The sequence below is a fragment of the Rhodococcus sp. LMD genome (genome assembly GCF_056108245.1).
In genome coordinates this window covers 1,220,415-1,240,740 of the sequence record NZ_CM148557.1, presented here as the reverse complement: position 1 = coordinate 1,240,740, position 20,326 = coordinate 1,220,415, and the positions used below count along the sequence as shown (strand labels likewise).

General features: G+C 71.2%; 25 protein-coding genes. 9 read left to right on the top strand and 16 right to left on the bottom strand.

Annotation, left to right across the window (positions count from 1 at the left end; translation table 11 throughout):
- Positions 1 to 8: 8 nt before the first annotated feature.
- The 9 genes from ACWPQI_RS05830 to mrf all read right to left on the bottom strand — a co-directional run bounded on the left by ACWPQI_RS05830 (position 9) and on the right by mrf (position 8,102).
- Complete coding sequence (locus ACWPQI_RS05830; protein ID WP_304433562.1) at positions 9 to 641, bottom strand: MspA family porin; 633 nt, start codon at positions 639 to 641, stop codon at positions 9 to 11.
- A 52-nt stretch (positions 642 to 693) separates the two neighbouring features.
- Complete coding sequence (locus ACWPQI_RS05825) at positions 694 to 1,509, bottom strand: MspA family porin (RefSeq protein ID WP_010593011.1); 816 nt, start codon at positions 1,507 to 1,509, stop codon at positions 694 to 696.
- A gap of 784 nt (positions 1,510 to 2,293) precedes the next feature.
- Complete coding sequence (locus ACWPQI_RS05820; RefSeq protein ID WP_026137469.1) at positions 2,294 to 2,791, bottom strand: MogA/MoaB family molybdenum cofactor biosynthesis protein; 498 nt, start codon at positions 2,789 to 2,791, stop codon at positions 2,294 to 2,296.
- A 74-nt stretch (positions 2,792 to 2,865) separates the two neighbouring features.
- Complete coding sequence (locus ACWPQI_RS05815; protein ID WP_010593013.1) at positions 2,866 to 4,113, bottom strand: S1C family serine protease; 1,248 nt, start codon at positions 4,111 to 4,113, stop codon at positions 2,866 to 2,868.
- 102 nt (positions 4,114 to 4,215) lie between these two features.
- Positions 4,216 to 5,604 carry a HAMP domain-containing sensor histidine kinase gene (locus ACWPQI_RS05810; protein WP_017679453.1) on the bottom strand — a complete coding sequence of 463 codons (1,389 nt, stop codon included), beginning with the start codon at positions 5,602 to 5,604 and terminating at the stop codon, positions 4,216 to 4,218.
- A 38-nt stretch (positions 5,605 to 5,642) separates the two neighbouring features.
- Complete coding sequence (locus tag ACWPQI_RS05805) at positions 5,643 to 6,329, bottom strand: response regulator transcription factor (RefSeq protein ID WP_017679452.1); 687 nt, start codon at positions 6,327 to 6,329, stop codon at positions 5,643 to 5,645.
- Positions 6,330 to 6,438: 109 nt separating this feature from the next.
- Complete coding sequence (gene rpmF, locus ACWPQI_RS05800; protein WP_026137468.1) at positions 6,439 to 6,612, bottom strand: 50S ribosomal protein L32; 174 nt, start codon at positions 6,610 to 6,612, stop codon at positions 6,439 to 6,441.
- Positions 6,613 to 6,636: 24 nt separating this feature from the next.
- Positions 6,637 to 6,891, bottom strand: a complete 255-nt coding sequence (locus ACWPQI_RS05795) for a type B 50S ribosomal protein L31 (RefSeq protein WP_040274429.1) — start codon at positions 6,889 to 6,891, stop codon at positions 6,637 to 6,639.
- Entirely contained in the window at positions 6,888 to 8,102 is a 1,215-nt protein-coding gene (gene mrf / locus ACWPQI_RS05790) for a ribosome hibernation factor-recruiting GTPase MRF (protein ID WP_474738690.1), read from the bottom strand. Before mrf ends, ACWPQI_RS05795 begins: the two co-directional genes overlap by 4 nt.
- 117 nt (positions 8,103 to 8,219) lie before the next feature.
- On the opposite strand from mrf, the gene rpmB reads away from it, so the two are divergent.
- The 5 genes from rpmB (at position 8,220) to ACWPQI_RS05765 (ending at position 10,260) form a co-directional block, all read left to right on the top strand.
- Positions 8,220 to 8,456, top strand: coding sequence for a 50S ribosomal protein L28 (gene rpmB / locus ACWPQI_RS05785; RefSeq protein WP_017679448.1), 237 nt, complete (start codon positions 8,220 to 8,222; stop codon positions 8,454 to 8,456).
- A complete protein-coding gene (gene rpmG / locus ACWPQI_RS05780; RefSeq protein WP_003937781.1) occupies positions 8,456 to 8,620 on the top strand; it encodes a 50S ribosomal protein L33 in 165 nt (54 codons plus the stop codon). Before rpmB ends, rpmG begins: the two co-directional genes overlap by 1 nt.
- Positions 8,621 to 8,623: 3 nt before the next feature.
- Entirely contained in the window at positions 8,624 to 8,929 is a 306-nt protein-coding gene (rpsN, locus tag ACWPQI_RS05775) for a 30S ribosomal protein S14 (protein WP_017679447.1), read from the top strand.
- 10 nt (positions 8,930 to 8,939) lie between these two features.
- Positions 8,940 to 9,200 carry a 30S ribosomal protein S18 gene (rpsR, locus tag ACWPQI_RS05770; RefSeq protein ID WP_003937779.1) on the top strand — a complete coding sequence of 87 codons (261 nt, stop codon included), beginning with the start codon at positions 8,940 to 8,942 and terminating at the stop codon, positions 9,198 to 9,200.
- A gap of 193 nt (positions 9,201 to 9,393) precedes the next feature.
- Complete coding sequence (locus ACWPQI_RS05765; protein ID WP_017679446.1) at positions 9,394 to 10,260, top strand: DUF559 domain-containing protein; 867 nt, start codon at positions 9,394 to 9,396, stop codon at positions 10,258 to 10,260.
- Between the two features lie 73 nt (positions 10,261 to 10,333).
- Here ACWPQI_RS05765 and ACWPQI_RS05760 read toward each other — a convergent pair whose 3' ends face one another.
- The 6 genes from ACWPQI_RS05760 to ACWPQI_RS05735 are packed head-to-tail and all read right to left on the bottom strand — an operon-like array spanning position 10,334 to position 16,598.
- Positions 10,334 to 11,347, bottom strand: a complete 1,014-nt coding sequence (locus tag ACWPQI_RS05760; RefSeq protein ID WP_010593020.1) for a zinc-binding dehydrogenase — start codon at positions 11,345 to 11,347, stop codon at positions 10,334 to 10,336.
- Positions 11,323 to 12,924: a phosphonate ABC transporter, permease protein PhnE gene (gene phnE / locus ACWPQI_RS05755; protein ID WP_040274409.1), complete on the bottom strand. Its 1,602-nt coding sequence runs from the start codon at positions 12,922 to 12,924 to the stop codon at positions 11,323 to 11,325. The genes ACWPQI_RS05760 and phnE overlap by 25 nt, the downstream gene beginning before the upstream one ends.
- Entirely contained in the window at positions 12,921 to 13,757 is an 837-nt protein-coding gene (gene phnC / locus ACWPQI_RS05750) for a phosphonate ABC transporter ATP-binding protein (RefSeq protein WP_017679443.1), read from the bottom strand. Before phnC ends, phnE begins: the two co-directional genes overlap by 4 nt.
- 1 nt (position 13,758) lies before the next feature.
- Positions 13,759 to 14,727: a phosphate/phosphite/phosphonate ABC transporter substrate-binding protein gene (locus ACWPQI_RS05745; protein ID WP_048771991.1), complete on the bottom strand. Its 969-nt coding sequence runs from the start codon at positions 14,725 to 14,727 to the stop codon at positions 13,759 to 13,761.
- A 30-nt stretch (positions 14,728 to 14,757) separates the two neighbouring features.
- Positions 14,758 to 15,435: a phosphonatase-like hydrolase gene (locus ACWPQI_RS05740; RefSeq protein WP_010593023.1), complete on the bottom strand. Its 678-nt coding sequence runs from the start codon at positions 15,433 to 15,435 to the stop codon at positions 14,758 to 14,760.
- A 32-nt stretch (positions 15,436 to 15,467) separates the two neighbouring features.
- Entirely contained in the window at positions 15,468 to 16,598 is a 1,131-nt protein-coding gene (locus ACWPQI_RS05735; protein ID WP_048771998.1) for a TIGR03364 family FAD-dependent oxidoreductase, read from the bottom strand.
- 96 nt (positions 16,599 to 16,694) lie between these two features.
- Between ACWPQI_RS05735 and ACWPQI_RS05730 the strand changes: the two genes are divergently transcribed.
- A complete protein-coding gene (locus ACWPQI_RS05730; protein ID WP_010593025.1) occupies positions 16,695 to 17,411 on the top strand; it encodes a GntR family transcriptional regulator in 717 nt (238 codons plus the stop codon).
- Positions 17,412 to 17,435: 24 nt separating this feature from the next.
- Here ACWPQI_RS05730 and ACWPQI_RS05725 read toward each other — a convergent pair whose 3' ends face one another.
- Complete coding sequence (locus ACWPQI_RS05725; protein ID WP_474738689.1) at positions 17,436 to 17,594, bottom strand: hypothetical protein; 159 nt, start codon at positions 17,592 to 17,594, stop codon at positions 17,436 to 17,438.
- Between the two features lie 169 nt (positions 17,595 to 17,763).
- Here ACWPQI_RS05725 and ACWPQI_RS05720 point away from each other — a divergent pair, with 169 nt between their 5' ends.
- Genes ACWPQI_RS05720 through ACWPQI_RS05710 form a run of 3 tightly spaced genes read left to right on the top strand, consistent with a single transcriptional unit; the run spans position 17,764 to position 20,276 of the window.
- Positions 17,764 to 18,690 carry an AEC family transporter gene (locus tag ACWPQI_RS05720; protein ID WP_029539917.1) on the top strand — a complete coding sequence of 309 codons (927 nt, stop codon included), beginning with the start codon at positions 17,764 to 17,766 and terminating at the stop codon, positions 18,688 to 18,690.
- A 23-nt stretch (positions 18,691 to 18,713) separates the two neighbouring features.
- Positions 18,714 to 19,106, top strand: a complete 393-nt coding sequence (locus ACWPQI_RS05715; RefSeq protein WP_010593027.1) for a hypothetical protein — start codon at positions 18,714 to 18,716, stop codon at positions 19,104 to 19,106.
- A 3-nt stretch (positions 19,107 to 19,109) separates the two neighbouring features.
- Complete coding sequence (locus ACWPQI_RS05710; RefSeq protein ID WP_017679437.1) at positions 19,110 to 20,276, top strand: MFS transporter; 1,167 nt, start codon at positions 19,110 to 19,112, stop codon at positions 20,274 to 20,276.
- Positions 20,277 to 20,326: the final 50 nt, after the last annotated feature.

The following is a 20,326-nucleotide window of genomic DNA, read 5'->3' as shown; positions in this document are numbered from 1 at the left end:
ACGTCGTGTCAGACGGTCCAGGGCTTGCCGTAGGTGGTCACGTTGTCGCCGTTCGCGGTGATGGCGCGGACGAACGGACGGACCTGGACGGCGCCGATGACGCCGGAGGCGGTGCCGTGGACGTTGGAGAACTGGACGGTCTTGAAATCACCGTCGAACTCGCCCTCGGCGACGACGAGCTCCTCGATGCCCGGAGCCGGGGTCAGCTCGAGCTCGGCGTAGGCCTGCGGGAGGATGTCGGTCACGGTGGCAGTGACGTCGCCGCCGACCTCCAGCTCGAGCTGCGGGGTGGAGTAGGTGACGCCGATGGCGCCGTCGATGCTGCCGGCCCACGCGAACTGGTAGCCGAACTGGAACGTGGTGCCCTCGGCGTCGGCGGCGTCCGCGCCGATCAGGTTCGCGGTGCCGCGGCCGTTGTGGAACCACTCACGGTTGAAGGGGCTGCCACCCAGGGCCGGCACGCCGTGGATGTGGGTATCCTCCTGGGTCACGACGACCTCGAGGCCGTCCGAGACGATCCGGTTCTGATCGTCGACCGCAGCCTGCGCGGAGCCGGTCGCACCGAGGACCAGGCCCAGGACGGCGGCACCGGACACCGCGGCGTTACGTGCGGCCTTGAAGCCACGCGACTTGATTCCCATGATTTCTCCGTATTTCTTGGTGGGGATTACTGCGGGGTGAGGCGGAGCAGGACTAGATCGTCCAGACCTTGCCGTAGGTGGTGACGTTGTCGCCGTTCGCGGTGATCACACGGACGAAGGGGCGGACCGAGACCGCGCCGATGACGCCGGTGGCGGCGCCGTGCACGTTGGCGAACTGCACGTGCTTGTAATCGCCGTCGAACTCGCCCTCGGCGACGACGAGCTCCTCGATGCCCGGGGCCGGGGTCAGCTCGATGCCGGCGGTGAACTGGGGCAGGATGCTGTCGACGGTGAGAACGTCCTCTGCATACGGCGCTGGGCTCGTCTCGCCGTTGGGGATGTAAAGCGGGTTGCCGTCGGCGGTGTCGTCGTCGGTCGCAGGAACACGATTTTCCTCTTCGACGACATTGCCTTCGTAGTCGATGTACTCACCCGCGTCATTGGTGTTCCAGACCGGATCGAACTGGTCGACGTTCTCCACACCACGGGTGGCCTCGAGCTCAGCCTGCGGGCTCGACCACGCGATGCCGATCGAGCCGTCGACCGCGGCCGACCACGCGAACTGGTAGCCGAACTGGAACGTCGAGCCCTCGAAGTCCGCGGCGTCGGGGCCGACGATGTTGGCGATGCCACGACCGTTGTGGAACCACTCACGGCTGAGCGGGCTACCGCCGATCGGGGGGACACCCTGGATGAAGGTGTCCTCCTGGGTCACGACGACCTCGTGACCGTCCGACACGATCCGGTTCTGGTCGTCGACCACAGCGCCGGCGGTCCCGGTCGATCCCAGAACCAGGCCGAACACGGCGGCGGCGGCCACCGTGACGTTGCGGGCGGCCTTCACACCGCGTCGCGTCTGCATCTTCATGAATGCCTCATCCATTCTCTGCGTGCCGGGTCACGCACACGCGTCCGACAACTGCCCTGTCGCCCGCGAGGCATGCCACACCATGAACACCGGCGGGCACCCGCCCGCCGGTGCGACGTGTGCGTCATCCGCACGGTTGCGTTTCCGATTCGTGATGAAGACCGCGACGTGTGCCGTTGATCTTGACCTCAGCGAACCACGACAGAGACTAGACCGTGACCTCGAACCCCAGCAACGGCTACGTCGGCGCGCAGAGCCCCGCCGGGACGGAAATGTTTCGGCCCAGTGAAACAACGGGTGACCAGCACCCACGGCGGCACACAGAGGCCGCGCGATGTCAAATCTTAGGTTCGGCTTATCCGCATTCGTGCATACCCACAGGTGACACCCGCAAACCGGGGTGTGATGCGGTGCATCCGCCCGGTGCGACGGTGATCGACCTCACCTGAAAGGGTGCCGATGATCAAGGTGAAACGCCGAGCGGAAGGGTTACGAAGAGATTTCGAACGGTCGGCCGAGAAATGAACGACCGCCCCTCGGGAAACAACTGTAAGTGGGGTAGATCACACACTGCCGTGGTGGGGCGGGACCTGCCGTCGCAGCCACTCGTCCGAGTCGGACGACTCGTCGCCCGGCGAGCGCTCGTCGCGAGTCGTCTCGGGGAGCACGTCACCGAAGACGCGGCGGAGCCGGGCCCGGTCGATCCGGGCCCGGCCGGCGTCGCCGCGCTGCGGTGCGTCGTCCGGCGACGCACCGGCAGCACTCTCGTCCGTGCCTGTGATGGCTATCCCTCCACTCGCGACAGTTCCTCGATCACGTGCGAGGCGAGCGGCAACAGTGTGGCCATGCCGTCGCGGATCGCGGCGCGCGACGACGCCAGGTTGGCGACCAGCGTGGACCCCGACAGCCCGACCAGACCGCGGGACAGGCCGGCATCCATCGCGCCGGCGGAGAAACCCGAGGAGCGCAACGCCTCGCCGATCCCCTGGAGCTCCCGGTCGAGCACGTCGGACGTGGCGTCCGGCGTCACGTCGCGCGGCGACACCCCGGTCCCACCGACGGAGATCACCAGGTCCACACCGCCGATGACGGCGGTGTTGAGGGCGTTGCGGATCTCCACCTCGTCGGCCGACACGGTGACGACACCGTCGACGGCGAACCCCGCCTCGGCGAGCAGTTCGGTCACCAGCGGTCCGGCGGAGTCCGGGTTGTCGCCGTGCGCTACCCGGTCGTCCACGATCACCACGAGGGCTCGTCCGGTCCTGGGGGTTTCGAATTCCATGATGCCCACCGTAGTTCCCCTGTCCGTCGAACGAGCTGTATGTCCGAGAATGAACCCGGCGGTCGATTCTGCTCTCATCGGCCACCCGCCTCCGCCTCCGCGAGCTGCACCTCGACGGTCTTCTCGCCGCCACCCTGAGCGTCGGTGTAGGTGATGCGGACGGTATCGCCGGGCGCGTACGAGCGCACGGCCGCGATCAGGGAGTCCCCGTCCGTGACGAGCCGGTCGTCGACCTTGGTGATGACCACGCCACTCGGAATTCCGGCCCGTTCCGCCGGTCCGCCCGCGGTGACCTCCATGACCCGGGCGCCACGCACGTCGCTCTGCGACGGCACCTGCACGCCGATGATGGCGTGGGTGGCCTTCCCGGTGTCGACGAGCTGGTCGGCGATGCGACGGGCCTGATCGACCGGGATGGCGAAGCCGAGACCGATGGATCCGGACTGTCCACCGGCGGTGGCGATCGCCGTGTTGACGCCGATCAGCCGGCCGTCCATGTCCACGAGCGCGCCACCGGAGTTGCCGGGGTTGATCGCGGCGTCGGTCTGCAGCGCGTCGATGACGGTGTTCTGGTTCCCGGTCTCCCCGCTGGTCGACACCGGCCGGTCGAGGGCCGAGACGATCCCCGTGGTCACCGTGCTCTCGAGCCCGAGCGGTGAGCCGACCGCGACGACCTGCTGGCCCACCTGCACGGCGGCGGAATCGCCGAGCTCGATCGGCGTGAGGTCGGTGCGGCCCTCGGCCCGGATCACGGCGATGTCGGAGATCGGATCGGTCCCCACGACGGTCGCCGGAGCGGAACTTCCGTCGGAGAAGTATGCGGTGAGCTGCGCGCCGGCGCCGCCGCCGGCGACGACGTGGTTGTTGGTGAGGATCAGGCCGTCGGAGGACAGGATCACCCCCGAGCCCTCGCCCTGTGCCGTGCGGCCGACCACCTCGATGCGCACGACGCTCGGCACGACCTTCTGCGCGACGGCCTGCACCGACCCCGCGGGCGCGGCGGCGACCGTCGTCGTGGACGGCCTCGGCGCGTCGAGAGCATTGGTGACGGACGCACCGCCGGTCGACTGTTGCGTGGTCCACGCGCCGACCGCGCCGCCGATGCCGCCGCTGACCAGTGCCAGCGCGACGGCGCCGAGGGCGAGCAGGCCCCGCGCGGACCGCGGTGCGCCCTGGGGTCCCGGCGCGGGCTGGGGCGGGGCGCCGAACGGCGCGGTGTGCCCGTACCCCGGACCGGAGGGGGCTTGGTAGGGATTCGGCTGGGGCGGTATCGGCTGGTGGGGCTCTCGGTGGCCGCCACCCTGGGTGGGGTCCTCGCTCATCTCATCGCTTTCGTGTACACGGCCGCCGGGTCGGTGGCTCGTCGGCTTCCAGCATGCCCGCGGCGGCTGAGAGTCCGCTTAGACCCGACGCCGATTTTCCTGTCAATCCGCCGGGTGTTCGAGGTGCGGCGCGCCGGGCAGCACGATCCGGACGAGGGCGCCCCCGCGCGACGAGGCGTCGACCGCGATGGTGCCGCCGTGCTTCATCACGACCTGCCGCACGATCGCGAGGCCCAGGCCGGATCCGGGCATCGACCGCGACGCGGTCGAACGGTAGAACCGCTCGAACACCAGCTCGCGGTCCTCCTCCGGGATGCCGGGGCCGGCGTCGTCGACGGTCAGTTCCATCAGGCCGGGCCCGAGCTGGCGCATCGACACGAGCACCTCGGCGTCGGCGGGACTCCATTTGGCGGCGTTGTCGAGGACGTTGAGCACCGCCCGCGACAGCGCGGCCTGGTCGCCGTAGACGAACCACGGTTCCGTGTGGGCCGTGAAGTCGAGGTCGGAGCGGCGCCGCCGGGCCCGTTCGAGGCTGCGCTCGACGACGTCGGAGATGTCGACCGGCTCGAACACCGTCTCGGGTGCGTCCTCGCGGGCGAGGTCGACGAGGTCCCCCACCAGGGTGGACAGCTCCTCTATCTGCGCCACGACGTCGGCGCGCAGTTCCGCCATGTCCTCCTCGGGCAGGTTCGGGGCGTCCGGCCGGCTCGCCGCGATGAGCAGTTCCATGTTCGTGCGCAACGACGTCAGCGGGGTGCGCAGCTCGTGGCCGGCATCGGCGACGAGCCGGCTCTGCCGCTCCCGCGACTCGGCGAGCGCGCGCAGCATCGTGTTGAAGCTCTCGGTGAGGCGGGCCAGCTCGTCGTGCCCGGTCACGCGGATCGGCCGCAGGTCGTCGGTGCGGGCGACCCGCTCGGCCGCCGCGGTGAGCCGCGCGACGGGGCGCAGACCGGTGCGTCCGACCGTCGCACCGGCGGCCGCGGCGAGCACCACCCCGCACCCGCCGACAACGAACAGCACGCTCGCGAGCCGTTTCAGGATGTCCGCGGTGGGCTGCAGTCGCTGCGAGATGACGATGGTGCTGCCGTCGGGGATGCGCTGCGCGAGCACCCGCTGATGACCGACGGTGCGCAGCGACGACTCCCGTTCGCCCTTCGCGACGGCGAACTCGGCGCTGCCGATCGGGACGGAGGATCCGGGTGGCACGTACTGCCCCAGGTCGGGATAGACGAGCGCCACGCTGATGTCGGAGCTGTAGAGCTGGGCGCCACCGATGTAGCGGGGGTCGTAGGTGATGAGGGTGCTGCTCTCGACGAGCGCGGCGGCGCGCGCCCGCAACTGCTTGTCGACGTCGGCGTAGAGAGCGCGCGCGACCACCGCATACGCCGCGATCGAGGTGACCGCGACGGCGATCGCCACGGCGCCGGCCGCCAGCAGCGTGACACGACGGCGCAGCGGCACCGACCGGGTCAGCAGCAGCGGGGGCCGCATCGGGCGCCCGGAATCCGGGTCGGCGCCTTCGAGTCGGGTCACGGCGGGGTTTCCCGCAGGACGTAGCCGACGCCGCGCACCGTGTGGATCAGGCGCGGCTCACCCTCGGCCTCGGTCTTGCGGCGCAGGTACCCCACGTAGACCTCGAGGGCGTTGCCCGAGGTGGGAAAGTCGTAGCCCCACACCTCCTCGAGGATCCGGCTGCGGCTCAGGACGCGGCGGGGGTTCGCCATGAGCATTTCCATGAGGGCGAACTCGGTGCGGGTGAGACTGATCGAGCGGGCACCGCGGGTGACCTCACGGGTGGACGGGTTCAGGGTCAGGTCCGCGAACCGCAGCGTCTCCTCCGACTCGGCCGGGTCGGGTGAGGCGCGGCGGAGCAGCGCGCGCAGCCGGGCGAGCAGTTCCTCGAGCGCGAACGGCTTGGGCAGGTAGTCGTCGGCGCCGGCGTCCAGGCCCGCGACGCGCTCGGAGACGGAATCCCGGGCGGTGAGCACGAGGATGGGGAGGTCGTCGCCGGTGCTGCGCAGTCGGCGGCACACCTCGAGGCCGTCGACGCGCGGCATCATCACGTCGAGGACCATCGCGTCGGGCCGTTCGGCCGCGACGTGTTCGAGGGCGTCCTGCCCGTCCGTGGCGAGCTCGACGCTGTATCCGTTGAAGCTCAGTGATCGGCGCAGGGACTCCCGCACCGCCCGGTCGTCGTCGACCACCAGAATGCGCATGGCTTCCAGTGTGGACCCGACCGCTGAGAGGTGTCTGAGAGGACGGCGGCGTGTCCGGCGAGGGAATCCGGGGGTGCTGCGATCCCCTCGGCGATCCCCTCGCCGGCCGTCACACCTCGTCGGGGTCGATCACTCCGAGCCGCACGGCCTTGACGAGCCGTCGCGGCACGTGGTGGGTGACACCGGCGACGGTGACCGGCACCAGGGCCGGGGCCTGCGCGTTCCACTGCGAGCGTCGGCTGCGGGTGTTGGACCGGGACATCCGGCGCTTGGGTACTGCCATCGTGGTTCTCCTCGGGTGGGTCGGTCAGGGACGGCGGCGCTTGCCGTACTTGCGTTCGAACTTCTCGACGCGGCCGGCGGCGTCGAGCACCCGGGCAGTTCCCGTCCAGAAGGGGTGGGACTCGCTGGTGACGTCCACGACGATCAGCGGGTAGGTGTTGCCGTCGGACCATTCGACCGTGCGGTCGGAGGTGACGGTGGAGCGGGTGAGGAACGTCGATCCGGTGTTCGCGTCCTGGAACACCACGGGGCGGTAGTCGGGGTGGATGCCGGGCTTCATGCTCGTCCTTCTCCTTCTGTCGGTGCGGCGTCGGCTGTGGGTGCCGGGAGGTCGTCGCACGGGTCTTCGTGGTAGTCGCCGAACGGGTCGTCCCATGTCGGCCAGGCCGCCGGGTCGGCGAACTCCTCGTCGGTGAGCAGCGCCCACTCCAGGGCGCGACGGATCTCGTCGGGGTCGGCGTCGTGGGTGAGAATCACCATCGAGGTGTCGCGGTCTCCGTAGGTGTCGTCCCAGCGCAGCGCCGCCATGACGCGCCGTTCGCCGGAGACTCGTTGCTGCTGCTCTGGAGTCATCGCGGCGAGCCACGGTCCGGCGTGGGCGACGCGCAGCCCTTCCCCGGCGGACTCGATCAGCAGCGCGGTGTCCGGTTGTGTCGCGACCCAGGCCCGCCCGCGAGCCCGGACGACGCCGTCGAGGAGGACGTCGATCGCCTCGTGCAGGCGCTGCGGGTGGAAGGGCCGGCGGGCACCGAACTCGAGCAGCCGCACGCCGCAATCCTCGCCGAGCGGTGGCTGGCCGCGCAGCAGCGGCGAGTGGGCGTCGGAGACCGTCCCGCGCCGCGCCCCGGCGGGGATCTGCCGGAGCAGGTGTTCGACGTCGACGTCCTCACCCCACGCGACGGGGGCGTCGGGCGCGAGCCGGGCGAGCACCGCATGCAGCTTCGCCTGGTGCCAGCCGTCGGCGCCGGGCCGGACGACGAGAGCGTCGGCGAATTCGACCTGGCCCACGACGACCTGGGCGACGGTGCGGTCGTCGTCGAGTTCCTCGTCGCCGGTGGCGTCGGCGAGCCACGTGGCGGCGTCGATGCAGGTGACGGTGGCCTCGATCCGCACGTCGTGGGCGGCGGGCCCGTCGATCTGCCCGACGATGCCGGAGACGACGACGTGCTCGACGGCCCAGCACAACGCCTCGGGTTCGAGCAGCGGGTCGAGCAGCAGGACGATGCGGTCGACGTTGCTGCGGGCATGCAGGCGGCGCAGCAGCGGGAGCAGATCCTCGCGGAGGGTGCAGGACACGCAGCCGTGGGCCAGTTCGAGCACGTCGAGGCGGTGATCGTGCTCGGTGGTGAGGGTGCGGCGCACGACGCCCTCACCGACGTGGACGAGGTCGTGATGCACCATGACGGTCCCCGGACGCAGCAGGGCCCGCGCGGTCCGTTCGGTGGGTCCGCGCCGGCCGGAGACGACGATCAGCGGCGTTCTGGTGTCCACCGGAGCCCCTTTCGATAACGATTGTCATTAGCTCGCCGAGAGCGTACAGTCGCTCGGGCCATTTGTCGAAAACGATTGTCGTTACGCCCACGGGGCGCCGACAGAAGGGAGCCCGCCGTGTCGGCGCACTGCCAGGTGACCGGACGCAAGCCCGGCTTCGGGAAATCCGTCTCCCATTCCCACGTCCGCACCAACCGGCGCTGGGACCCGAACATCCAGCGCAAGACCTACTACCTGCCGTCCGAGGGACGCCGCGTCACCCTGACGCTCTCCGCGAAGGGCATCAAGACCGTCGACCGCGACGGCATCGAGGCCGTCGTCGCCCGTCTCCGCGCCCGGGGAGTGAAGCTCTGATGGCCCGCAACGAGATCCGGCCCATCGTCAAGCTCCGCTCCACCGGCGGCACCGGCTACACGTACGTCACCCGCAAGAACCGGCGCAACGATCCCGACCGGCTCGTCCTGCGCAAGTACGATCCCGTGCTGCGCCGCCACATCGACTTCCGCGAGGAGAAGTAGGTCATGGCCAAGAAGTCGAAGATCGCACGCAACGAGCAGCGGGCGCTCGTCGTCGCCCGCTACGCCGAACGTCGCGCGGAGCTGAAGGAGATCGTGCGGCGACCGTCGAGCACCGACGCGCAGCGCCTCGCCGCACAGACCGCCCTGCAGCGTCTGCCGCGCGACGCCAGTCCGGTACGATTGCGCAATCGAGACGCTGCGGATGGACGTCCGCGCGGCCACCTGCGGAAGTTCGGGCTCTCACGCGTGCGCGTGAGGGAGCTCGCGCACCGCGGCGAGCTGCCCGGCGTCCACAAGTCGAGCTGGTGAGGAGCGAGTCATGGCAGTCAAGAGGGGCCCGTCGAAGAAGTCGCGTGCCGTGGAAGGCCGCAAGCCCAAGAAGAACCCGCTGTTCGCGGCGAAGATCGAGTACGTCGACTACAAGGACGTGAACCTGCTCCGCACGTTCATCTCCGATCGCGGCAAGATCCGCAGCCGTCGCGTGACCGGCCTGACCCCGCAGCAGCAGCGTCAGGTGGCCACCGCGGTGAAGAACGCCCGCGAGATGGCCCTGCTGCCCTTCACCACCACCAGCAAGTAGAGCTCCACTCGCGGCGAGGGCCGCGCGGGCACGTGCCCGCGCGGCCCTCGCCGCATTCGTGGACCGTCGAGTGCGCAGTTCTCGTGCCACTGCCCGGCGTGTCGCCACGAGAAGTGCACACTCGCGCGAGTTGTCCACAGGCCCCCGTGACCTCGGTTCCCTCCGGTACGGCCACCGGGCATTCTCGGCGATCATGGGGGAATTCGACGAACCGTTCCTGGGGACGCACGCCGTCCAGGCGGGCATTCTGACGCCGCATCAGCTCCGGCGATTCCGGCGCGTCCATCGGAATGTGTACATCCACCGGGACGCGGCCGTCACACCGAGCGGCCGCGCGCGAGCGGCATGGCTCTGGGCAGGGGGCGACGGAGTGCTGGCCGGCTACTCGGCTGCGGCCCTGTTCGGCAGCCGGTGGATCGATGCGACCGCGCCCGCGGAGCTGATCCGGCGCGGTAGCCGCCGGGGCACCGCAGGGGTCGTCGTGCACGCCGGGACGCTCCCCGACGACGAGGTGTGCGAGTTGGCAGACATGCGAGTGACGTCACCGGCTCGCACCGCGTTCGACCTCGGCCGTCGCCTCGCCCTGGATGCCGCGGTCGAACAGCTCGACGCACTGTGTCGTGCCACCCGCTCGGATCCTGCGTGTGTCGCCGAACTGGCCGATCGGCACAGCGGCGCCCGTGGCGTGCGGCGGTTGCGGGAGGCCCTGGCGCTGGTGGACCCAGGAGCCGAGTCGCTTCCGGAAACGCGGGTGCGGCTGCTTCTCGTGCGCGGCGGCCTCCCCCGCCCCAGCACCCAGGTCCCGGTCGTAGGGGTGGACGGACGCATTCTGGGCTGGGCCGACCTGGGCTGGAAGCAATGGCGCACCGTCGTCGAGTACGACGGCATCCATCACTGGACGGACGAGCGCCAGCGCACCAAGGACATCGAACGATACGAGGCCTTCGCGGCGCTGGGCTGGTCCGTCGTCCGCGTCAACTCCGAGCAGCTTCGCCTGCGCCCCGCGTCGATCGTCGCGCGCGTGCGGGCGCGACTTCGATCGGCGGGCGCGCCGGTCTGACCGCCGAGTGCGCACTTCTCGTGCCACTGCCCGGCGTGTCGCCACGAGAAGTGCGCGCTCACGGGGCTTGACCTCACGGGGCGGCGGACGCCCGCAGGGCGGGCGCGGCGGGCCGACGCAGGGCGTGCGCGACGTCGTCGAGCCGGACCGGTGCCGCGACGAGCTCGTCCCACGGGTACGTACCCGCGGTGCGGGTCAGGAAGGCCACGGCACGACGCAGGTGGGCGGGCTCGTAGTTGTGGACTCCGGTGACGGTGAGCCACCCGCGCACGACGGCCTCGGGGTCGAGGGATACCGAAGGGCCGGGCGTCACGGATCCCGCCAGGACGAGGCGGCCGCCGACGTCGAGCCGGTGCAGGCACTCCCCCACCGCGACGACGGATCCCGAGAAGTCGAGCGCGACGTCGACGGAGCCGCCTTCGTCGCCGACGCCTCCGAACCGCTCGGCGACCGCGACCCGCTCCGCGTCCGGGTCGGCGACGCGCACATCGGCGCCGGCCTCCGCGCACAACGCGGTCGCGGTGACCCCGAGCATGCCCGCGCCGCACACCAGGACCCGCCGTCCGGCGACGTCACCGGCCGCCTCGACGGCGGCGACCGCCGTCGCCGTCGCACATGCCGCCGGGGCCGCGACGACGTCCGGCACCGTGTCCGGCACCCGGACCACGCCCACTCCGGCCGGCAGCACGATGTGCCGGGCGTAGGTGCCGGACAACCCCCAGGCGCCGTCGAAAGGTTCATGACCCACCTTGCGCAGGGTCCGGCACTTGGCGGTCCGGCCGGACCCGCACCTGTCGCACGCACCGCACGAGGCCGTGACGGTCCACACGACCCGCGTGCCGACGACGGTCCCCGCACCGGGTCCGGCCGCGACGACCTCGCCGACGGCCTCGTGTCCGAGCACCGACGGCTGTGGCCCGGGCCGTCGTCCGGCGACGGTGTGCAGGTCGCTGCCGCACACCGTCGCGAGCCGGATCCGTACCAGCAGTTCCCGGTCACCGAGGCGCGGGACGGGCACGTCGCGCACGTCGACGCCGGTGCCCGTCCACACGGCCGCGCGCGTCAGACCACCAGCGACCGGATCCATCCCGACACCCTTTCGATCAGGTAGACGACGGCGAACACGACGAGCACGATCGCTCCGGCGAACTCGAAGTTCAGGGTCCGGATCGCCTCGAAGAGCAGGAAGCCGACGCCGCCGGCGCCGACGATGCCGAGCACCGTCGAGGTGCGGATGTTGACGTCGAGCAGGTAGAGGCTCGAGCCGATCACGGACGGCACCGCCTGCGGAATCACCGCCGCGAACAACGTCTTCCACCAACCGCAGCCCACGGCCCGCGCCGCCTCGACGGGACCGGGGTCGATCTCCTCGACGGCGTCCGCCACGAGCTTGCCGAGGAATCCCACGGATCCGAGAGCGAGCGCGCACGCCCCGGCGACGGGGCCGAGTCCGATCGCGGCGACGAAGATCACCGCGAGGATCAGTTCGGGCACCGCGCGGACGAACAGGATCACCGAGCGCGCCGACCAGTACACGGCCGGATGCGGGGACACGTTGCGGGCGGCGAGTATCCCGAACGGCAGCGAGAGCACGATGCCGGCGGCCGTGGCGACCGCACCGATCGCGAGGGTTTGGAGCACGGCGTCGACCAGCTTGCCGCCGACCGCGGTGAAGTCCGGCGGGAGCAGACGGGTGAACACCTCGAGCGAGGGGCCGATCCACGTGAGCAGCGCGCGCGGGTCGATACGCAGGCTGATCAGCGCACCGACGGTGGCGGCGGCGACCGCGCCGGAGAAGATGAGTCGCGCGGCCTTCTCGCGGCGCGGATCCGGATCGGTGGGTGCCAGCAGGGTCCGCCGGACGAGGACCGCGAGCACCTCCATCGCGGCGATGATCGCGAGGATCACGCACACGATGCCCAGCGCCCGCGGATACACCAGACCGCGCAGGGCGTCCTGGAGCGCGAACCCGATGCCGCCGGCGCCGACGAATCCGAGCACGACGGAGGTACGCAGGTTGATGTCGATGCGGTAGACGAACGTCCCCAGCCAGGCGGGAACCACCTGGGGCAACACGGCATTGATCATCTCGCGGACGTACCCGGCCCCCGTGCTGCGGACCGCCTCCCGGGGCCCGGGCTCGGTCTGCTCGACGGCGTCGGCGAACAGCTTGCCGAGCATGCCGATGGAGTGCAGGGCGAGCGCGAGCACGCCGGGTAGGACGCCGATCCCGAGGGCGCGGACGAACAGCACCGCGAACAGCAGGTCCGGCACCGCCCGGCAGAAGGTGATCATCGCGCGCGCCACCGTGTACACGGCGGGGTGCGGGGTGGTGTTGCGGGCGGCCAGGAAGGCCAGCGGCACCGACGCGACGGTCGCGAGCACCGTGCCGAGCACCGCCATCAGCAGGGTGTCGAGGGCGAGCTTCCAGATCCGGCCCGGATCGTCGAGGGTGGGGGGCAGCATGCGGCCGAGCAGGCCGGCGACGTCGTCGAGCCCGTCGAGCAGCGCCGCGGGGGCGAAGTCGATGTAGCGGGCGGAGGCCAGGACGGCGAGGAACGCGACAGCCCCGCACGTCCCCAGCAGACGCCGGCGGCGGACGGCCGACCCCGGCAGGTGCCGCCCGACGCGGTCGGGCGGCGCGGGCGCGAGGGCGGTGCTCACGACGGTCCCGTCGGCGCCGAGGCCGGCTGGGCGGCCGGGTCGACCCGTCGATAGATGTCCATGGCGTCGGCCCGGCTCAGTTCCACGGCGGGCCGGTCGAGCACCTTCCGCCCGCCGCGCAGGCCGACGATCCGATGGGCCCAGCCCAGCGCAAGGTCCACCTGGTGCAGGGTGCACACGACGGTGAGCGTGTCCTCCATGCACACCCGGAAGAGCAGGTCCATCACCACCCCGGCGTTCTCGGGGTCGAGGGACGCGACCGGTTCGTCGGCGAGCAGGACGGTGGGGCGCTGCATCAGCGTCCGCGCGATCGCGACTCGCTGCTGCTGCCCACCGGAGAGGGTGTCGGCGCGACGGTCCGCGAGGTCGGCCAACCCGACGCGGTCGAGATGGGCGAGGGCCTCGGTGCGCATCCGCCTCGGGTACGTCGCGGCGCCGTAGCGGGGAACGCGCAGCCGTCCGAGTCCGCCGACGAGGACGTTCTCGAGGCAGCTGAGCCGGCCGACGAGGTTGAAGTGCTGGAAGACGAACCCCACGTCCCGGCGCAGGTTGCGCAGCTCGGCGCGCGACGCCAGATCGACGCGGGTGCCGGCCACCTCCACGGCCCCGTCGGTGACGCTGTGCAGGCCGTTGAGGCAGCGCAGCAGCGTCGACTTGCCGGAGCCGGACAGGCCCAGCAGCACGACGAGTTCGCTGCGGTGCACGGCGAGGTCGACACCGTCGAGAGCCACGGTGCCGCCGAACTTCTTCGTGACGCGACGGGCGGAGACGACGACGTCGTCGCCCGCGACGGTCGGGGCGTCGTCGCCCACGACGGTGTGATCGCTGTTCAATTCAGCCCTTGCACTTGTCGGATTCGGTCAGGGCGCACACCTCGCGCACGCCCTCGTAGTCGGCGTCGGTCGCGGGGACGACGCCCCATGCCCGTTCGTCGGTGATACGGCACTCGCCCTCGCACAGTCCCGCGCCGCGCATGTGATCGGCGTTGGCCTTGTCGACGAAGATCGCGCGGAGCCGGTCGACGACGTCGGCACCGAGCGAGTTGCTCGCCACGAACAGCGAGCCGGCGATCGTCTCGGACTCCCAGACCTTCTTCAGTTCGCCTTCCTCCAGGTCACCGCTGGCGATCATGGTCTCGTCGACCATGGTGTCGAAGGCGAAGCCCGCATCGCAGTCGCCGGCGGCGATCGCGAGGGCCGACGCGTCGTGGCCGCCCGCGTAGACCGGGTTCACACCGGCGGCGACGGCCTGCTCGGTGCCGGATTCGACGACGCCGGCCTCGATGAGTCCCGCGGAGGGGTACAGGAATCCGGACGTGGAGCCCGGATCCACGAAGCACACGTCCTTGCCGGCGAAGTCGTCGATGCCGTCGATCTCGGTGTTGTCGGAGCGGGTGAGGCCGTAGGACCGGTAACCCGGCTCTCCGCCGGGTTCCTGGACGACGGCGCCGAGCGGGCTGACGGCGGCGCCGTTGACGCCGGCCACGACGTAGGCGAACGGACCGAAGAAGGCGAGGTCGACGTTGTCGGCGATGATGCCCTCGACCACGCCGGCGTAGTCGGAGGCCTGCACGAACTCGACCTCGGCGCCGGTCTCGCGCTCGAGGAGCGCGAGGAGCGGATCGTAACTGGCCTGCAGATCCGCCGAGTTCTCCGCGGGAATCGCGGCCAGGGTGAGCTTCTCGGGGAAGCCCTGAGCATTGACGGCGTCGGGATCGGAGCCGCCGCAGGCGGTGAGGGTGAGAGCGAGGCCGGTCGCGAGCGCGGTCGCGGCGACCGTGCGGCGGGAGAAGTACGGGTGCATGTCGGGAGTCCTCGGGGTCGGAGGTGTCGGTCAGGACTGCAGGAGCAGATCGGGCAGGTCGGCGACGGAACCGACGATGTGGGTGGCCCCGGCGTCGCGCAGCGTCTGTTCGTCGTGGGCGCCGGTGCGGGTGCCGACGACGACGGAGGCGCCGGCGCGGCGCCCGGAGAGAATGTCGCCCACGGTGTCGCCGACCACGGCGACCTCGCGCACGTCGTCGATCTCGGCGCGCAGCAGCGCGGTGAGCACCAGGTCGGGGTACGGCCGGCCGCGACCGGCGTCGGACGGTGCGAGGGTGAGGTCGGCGAGGTCCTGCCAGCCGAGCGCCGAAAGCAGCCGGTCCTGGGTGGCGCGGCTGAAGCCGGTGGTGAGCGCCACGACGAGCCCGGCGTCGCGCAGCCGGGTGATCGCGTCCGCGGCTCCGGGGATCGGCTCGACCTCGCCGGCGTCGACGAAGTCGTCGTAGGCACGTTCGAAGGCGGCGTTGGCGGCGCGGGCGCGCTCCTCGGAGCCGAACAGGGACCGGAAGACGACGATCTTGGACCGGCCCATCGTGTCGAGTACGTAGCGCCGGGCGGCGTCGCGTTCGGGTCCGTCGGTGGGCAGTCCGACGCTGGTGGCGGCCGCGTCGAAGGCGCGCAGGACGAGGCCACCGTCGGCGACGGTGGTGCCGGCCATGTCGAGCACGGCCAGTCGGATGACAGTCATCGGTACTCCGGAATGGTTGCGAGAGAGGATGTTCAGAGACTCAGGAGGTCGGCGGTGCACTCACCGAGGTAGGGGCCGAGGGTCATGCCGCGGCCGCCCGGTCCGGCGATGATCCAGACGTCGTCGTCGACGCGGGCACGGTGGACGAGTTCGGTGGGATCGAGGCACTGGCTGTAGACCCCGGCCCACCGGCGCACCACGGGCGGGAGCCGGCGTCCGAGCAGCTCCTCGGTGACGGTGACGAGGTGCTCGTACGGGGCCTCGTCGACGTCGAACGCGAACGGTTCGTCGTACTCGTGCGTGTCGCCGAGGGTCAGCCCGCCGTCGAGTCGCTGCACGCACAGCAACTGCATGCGGTGCTGCTCGGCGGTGAGCGCCTGCGGTTCGCGCGCCTTCAGCTCGTCCAGCGCGGCCCCGGCGAATCCCGGGTAGTAGCGCAGGCTGTCGCCGTCGGCGACGGACGTGGTGAGCTTCTCGCCCAGCGGTGCGGTCTGCATCATCTGCAGGCGCACGCGGCGCAGGGGCAGGTCGCCGCCGAGTTCACGGGCGAGACCGGACAGGGTCGCCCCGGGGCACACGAGCACGAGGTCGGTCTCGTGGACGGTGCCGTGGTCGTCGCGCACCTGCACCGTGCCGTGGGCGGTGCGGGTCACGCTGCGGGCCTCGGTCTCCGGCCGGAAACGGTACCGCCCGGAGGTGGCGAGGTGCCACCGGATCGCGGGCAGGGCGACGCGGGATTCGACGGCGGCGTCGGTGCTGCAGTGCAGGCCGGCGGCGAACTTGCCCCGGAGGGCGGGATTGAGCCGGCGGATCGCTTCGGCCTCGAGCAGGGTGAAACCCCGGTCGCGGGCGTCGGCGCGGTCGGCGGCCGCCCGGGCGACGACCACCTCCGCGTCGCTGCGGAGAAGGGTGATCGAACCGTTCGCCCGGAAACCGATGCCGGGGACGCGGGCGCCGAGGTCGGCCCACAGCTCGCGGGAGCGCAGGGTGGCGGCCAGTTCGTCCTCGGTGCGCCCGGAGACCCACACGAGGCCGAAGTTGCGGACGGTGGCGCCCCGGGCTTCCGGCTCGCGTTCGAGGTGGACGACGTCGTGTCCGCGGCGGACGGCGGCGTCGGCGTGGGCGGTGCCCAGGATGCCGCCGCCGATGATCAGGACTCGCATGACCCGAGCCTGAGTGATGGTCTAGACCAATAATGGGACGGCAGGCGAACGCCCGGTGAACAATTGGTATAGACCAGAATCCGGTACGATTCGACCGTGCCAGAAACCGCTCGCGAGACCCGGGTCCCCAAGCACCAGATCGTGCGGCATCAGGTCACCGCCCTGCTCGACGAGCTCTCCGTCGGCGACCCGGTGCCCTCCGAGCGTGAACTCGCCAGCCGGTTCGACGTGGCCCGGGAAACCGTCCGCCAGGCGCTGCGCGAGCTCCTCGTCGACGGCCGCATCGAACGCCGCGGCCGGGGCACCGTCGTCGCGAAGCCCAAGATCCTGCAACCGCTGATCATCGGTTCCTACACCGAGGCGGCCCTCGCGGAGGGCCGGAGCGCGGGACGCATCCTCGTCGGCTGGACCGACCTCGCCGCCGACCCCGACCTCGCCGCGGTCCTCGCGATCGCCGTCGGCGATCCCGTCCTCGAACTCGAACGCGTCCTGCTCACCGACGGCGTCCGCGTCGGACTGGAACGGACCCGCCTGCCCGCCGCCCGCTTTCCGGGACTCGCCGACAGCTTCGACGCCACGTCGTCGCTGTACGCGGCGATCCGCGCACGCGGCATCACCTTCGCGCGCGCGGTCGAGTACATCGAGACCACCCTGCCCGACGCACGCGAGGCGGCGCTCCTCGACGCCGACATCCGCACGCCCATGCTCCTGCTCAACCGCGTTTCCTACGATCGGCACGAGGCACCGATCGAGCAGCGGCGCTCGCTCTACCGTGGGGACCGGATGACGTTCGTCGCCACGGTGACGCCCTGAGCCGTTCCCGGGGCCCGGCAGACCTCACGAACCGTCGTCGCCCCAGACGCCGAGATGCTGCAGGACCAGTTCCTGCCGCCGTACGAGCCGCTCCGAGAGCGTCCAGTCCGCGTACTGATACCGCGGATGCTGGGCCAGCGCGATGACGTTGGCCGGGGGATGAACAATCGGGTCGGTCGGCATTTTTTCAGCATCGCAGATTCCCGGCCCCGGTGCCCGGTCGGCGTCCGTTCGCGGCGTCTCACCGGACGGGGCGACAAGGGCGGGATGTGCCCCGTGCCGTTACCGCCGGTAAGGTTCTCGGTCTGGCGTGCAGCGCCTGCATATCGTGTGCTTTCGAAGGGTTGTGTCGGTGTCGGGCGTGATCGCGGGATTCAGCGTCATCTTCGTGATCATCGCGATCGGATTCGTACTCGGCCGGACGGGCACGCTCGGACCCGAGGCCCAGTTCGTGCTCAGCCGGATGGTGTTCTTCGTCGCCACCCCCGCGCTGCTGTTCGACTCGCTGGCCACCTCCGACCTGTCGGTGATCTTCTCCCCCACCCTGTACGTCGCCGCAGCCACTGCGTTCGCCGTCGCCGCGCTCTACCTCGTCGTCGCGAAGCTGTGGCTGCGCCGGCCCCTGCCGGAGCTGACGATCGGCGCGCTTGCCGCCTCGTACGTCAACTCCGCCAATCTCGGCATTCCGATCGCTGTGTTCGTCCTCGGCGACGCCTCGTTCGTCGCGCCGCTGCTGCTGTTCCAGATCGTGCTGTTCTCCCCCATCGCCTTGACGATGCTGGACCTGTCGACGATGCGCCCCGGCGCGTCACGACGGGAGACGATCACCGCCCCGTTCAAGAACCCGATCGTGCTGGCGGGCGCGGCCGGACTCGCCGTCGCCGTCGCCGGCTGGACGCCGCCTGCCGCGCTGATGCAGCCGTTCCACCTCCTCGGTGGCGCCTCCGTACCGGGTGCCCTGCTCGCATTCGGCCTGTCGCTCCAGGGGGTGCGGGTGCTCGAGAAGGGCACCAGCCCGCGCCGCGACGTCGCGCTCGCATCGGTGCTCAAGATCGTGGTGCAGCCCGTCCTCGCCTACGTCATGGCCCGGCACCTGATGGGCCTGGACGGGCACGAACTCTTCGCGATCGTCGTGGTGGCGACGCTGCCGACCGCACAGAACGTGTTCGTCTACGCGAGCCGCTACGGCCGCGGCATGGTGCTCGCCCGCGACGCCGCGCTGGTCACCACCCTCGCCTCGATCCCCGCGATCGGCGTCGTCGCCGCGCTCCTCGCATGACGGGCGCGGCTAGGTTGAGAGCCATGCGATTGCCGGTGCTCGCCGTGTGCTGCGTCCTGGCCGGCGCGTGCGGTCCGGGCGGCGCCGACGTCCCCGCCCTACCGGAGGAACCGACACCGGTGGGGGCGACGGTCTTCACCGCCCGCGACGACCTCGTCGAGCCGCACCCGATCCCGCTGCGCTCGTGGACCCGAGTGGACGACGACCGCATCGCCGTCCACTTCGAGACCGGCACACCCGCGTGTTTCGGAGTCGACGCCACCGTCGGCGAGTCCGACTCCGCCGTGACGGTGGCGTTGCGTGGCGGCACCCTGCCGGAGGCGGTGGACCGGGCGTGCATCATGATCGCCGTCACCGGTGTGCTCGAGCTGACGCTGCAGGCACCGCTGGCCGACCGGATCGTGACGGCCGGCTGACCGATGTCCCGCATCCCCCGGCACTGGCTGCTGCTCCTGTGCACGGCGACGGCGCTGCTGCATGCGACGTTCCAGTCGGTGCGCGTCCTCGTCTCCTACCGCGTGCTCGCCCTCGGCGGCGACGCGGCCGTGATCGGCGTGGTGACGGCCCTGTTCGCCCTCGTCCCGCTGGTCCTGGCGGTGCAGCTGGGCCGGGCCGTCGACCGCCGGCACGCGGCGGGGATTCTCCGGGGCGGTGTCGTGGTGTCGGTGGCCGGTGCGCTGATCATCGCGGTCAGCCCGGACCTGTGGGTCCTCGGCCTCGGCAACACCGTCCTGGGTCTCGGTCAGCTTCTGGTGACGGTGTCCGGACAGGCGTTCGTGTCGATCCTGTCGCCACCGGGTGAACTCGACCGCGGCTTCGCGGGCATCACCCTGGGAGTGTCGGTGGGTCAGGCGATCGGGGTGCCGCTCGCCGGCGTGATCGCCGCGGCGAGCAACGGGGACACCGTCGAGACCACCCCGGCGTTGCTGGTGATGACGGTCCTCGCCGCGGCAGCCCTGCCGTTCGTCGTCGGCCTGCGCGAACCGCCCGGCTCCGGTCGCGCCCCGGGCGACGCGCCACCGCAGTCGGTGCGGTCGATGCTGGGCACGCGCGGGATGAAGCCCGCGATGTTCTCGAGCCTCGTCGTGCTGGCGTCCGTCGACATCGTGGTCGCGTACCTGCCGCTGCTCGGGGAGGAGTTCGGCTTCGGGGTGCTGTTGGTGTCGGCCCTGCTCACCGCCCGCACCGTCGCGTCGATCGTCTCGCGTGCGGTGCTGCCGTGGGCACTGCGGACGATTCCGCGGCGACGTCTGCTGCTGTCGGCGACGGCGTGCACGGCCCTGCCCGTCGCGGCGCTGCCGTTCCTGCCGAACCCGTGGGCGCTGGGGATACTCCTGGCGATCTGCGGTGCCTTCTGGGGGTTCGGGCAGCCACTGACCATGACGTGGGTCGTCGAGCTGGTGGCACCGGCGGACCGGGCGTCGGCGCTGGCCGTGCGCCTCACCGGCAACCGTCTCGGCCAGGTGTCGGTGCCGTTGGCAGCCGGCGCGATCGCCGGCGTCGCCGGCACGGCGTCGGTGTTCCTGGTGACCGCGGGACTGCTCTCGACCGCCGCGGTGAGCACCTGGCGGGCGCTGCGCCGGTAGCCCGTGCGCGTTTCCGGTAGTTCCCGCTACCAGAATCGCGCACGGGGTGG

Excerpts from the sequence above, each read along its gene's own strand:
- ACWPQI_RS05715 (WP_010593027.1), top strand. The coding sequence starts at position 18,714 with ATGCGATTGCCGGTGCTCGCCGTGTGCTGCGTCCTGGCCGGCGCGTGC.
- ACWPQI_RS05745 (WP_048771991.1), bottom strand. The coding sequence starts at position 14,727 with ATGCACCCGTACTTCTCCCGCCGCACGGTCGCCGCGACCGCGCTCGCG.
- ACWPQI_RS05815 (WP_010593013.1), bottom strand. The coding sequence starts at position 4,113 with ATGAGCGAGGACCCCACCCAGGGTGGCGGCCACCGAGAGCCCCACCAG.
- ACWPQI_RS05830 (WP_304433562.1), bottom strand. The coding sequence starts at position 641 with ATGGGAATCAAGTCGCGTGGCTTCAAGGCCGCACGTAACGCCGCGGTG.
- ACWPQI_RS05825 (WP_010593011.1), bottom strand. The coding sequence starts at position 1,509 with ATGAAGATGCAGACGCGACGCGGTGTGAAGGCCGCCCGCAACGTCACG.
- ACWPQI_RS05725 (WP_474738689.1), bottom strand. The coding sequence starts at position 17,594 with ATGCCGACCGACCCGATTGTTCATCCCCCGGCCAACGTCATCGCGCTG.
- ACWPQI_RS05810 (WP_017679453.1), bottom strand. The coding sequence starts at position 5,604 with ATGCGGCCCCCGCTGCTGCTGACCCGGTCGGTGCCGCTGCGCCGTCGT.
- ACWPQI_RS05740 (WP_010593023.1), bottom strand. The coding sequence starts at position 15,435 with ATGACTGTCATCCGACTGGCCGTGCTCGACATGGCCGGCACCACCGTC.
- rpsN (WP_017679447.1), top strand. The coding sequence starts at position 8,624 with ATGGCCAAGAAGTCGAAGATCGCACGCAACGAGCAGCGGGCGCTCGTC.
- ACWPQI_RS05760 (WP_010593020.1), bottom strand. The coding sequence starts at position 11,347 with ATGGATCCGGTCGCTGGTGGTCTGACGCGCGCGGCCGTGTGGACGGGC.
- ACWPQI_RS05765 (WP_017679446.1), top strand. The coding sequence starts at position 9,394 with ATGGGGGAATTCGACGAACCGTTCCTGGGGACGCACGCCGTCCAGGCG.
- ACWPQI_RS05795 (WP_040274429.1), bottom strand. The coding sequence starts at position 6,891 with ATGAAGCCCGGCATCCACCCCGACTACCGCCCCGTGGTGTTCCAGGAC.
- ACWPQI_RS05735 (WP_048771998.1), bottom strand. The coding sequence starts at position 16,598 with ATGCGAGTCCTGATCATCGGCGGCGGCATCCTGGGCACCGCCCACGCC.
- rpmF (WP_026137468.1), bottom strand. The coding sequence starts at position 6,612 with ATGGCAGTACCCAAGCGCCGGATGTCCCGGTCCAACACCCGCAGCCGA.
- ACWPQI_RS05710 (WP_017679437.1), top strand. The coding sequence starts at position 19,110 with ATGTCCCGCATCCCCCGGCACTGGCTGCTGCTCCTGTGCACGGCGACG.
- rpsR (WP_003937779.1), top strand. The coding sequence starts at position 8,940 with ATGGCAGTCAAGAGGGGCCCGTCGAAGAAGTCGCGTGCCGTGGAAGGC.
- ACWPQI_RS05820 (WP_026137469.1), bottom strand. The coding sequence starts at position 2,791 with ATGGAATTCGAAACCCCCAGGACCGGACGAGCCCTCGTGGTGATCGTG.
- ACWPQI_RS05805 (WP_017679452.1), bottom strand. The coding sequence starts at position 6,329 with ATGCGCATTCTGGTGGTCGACGACGACCGGGCGGTGCGGGAGTCCCTG.
- rpmG (WP_003937781.1), top strand. The coding sequence starts at position 8,456 with ATGGCCCGCAACGAGATCCGGCCCATCGTCAAGCTCCGCTCCACCGGC.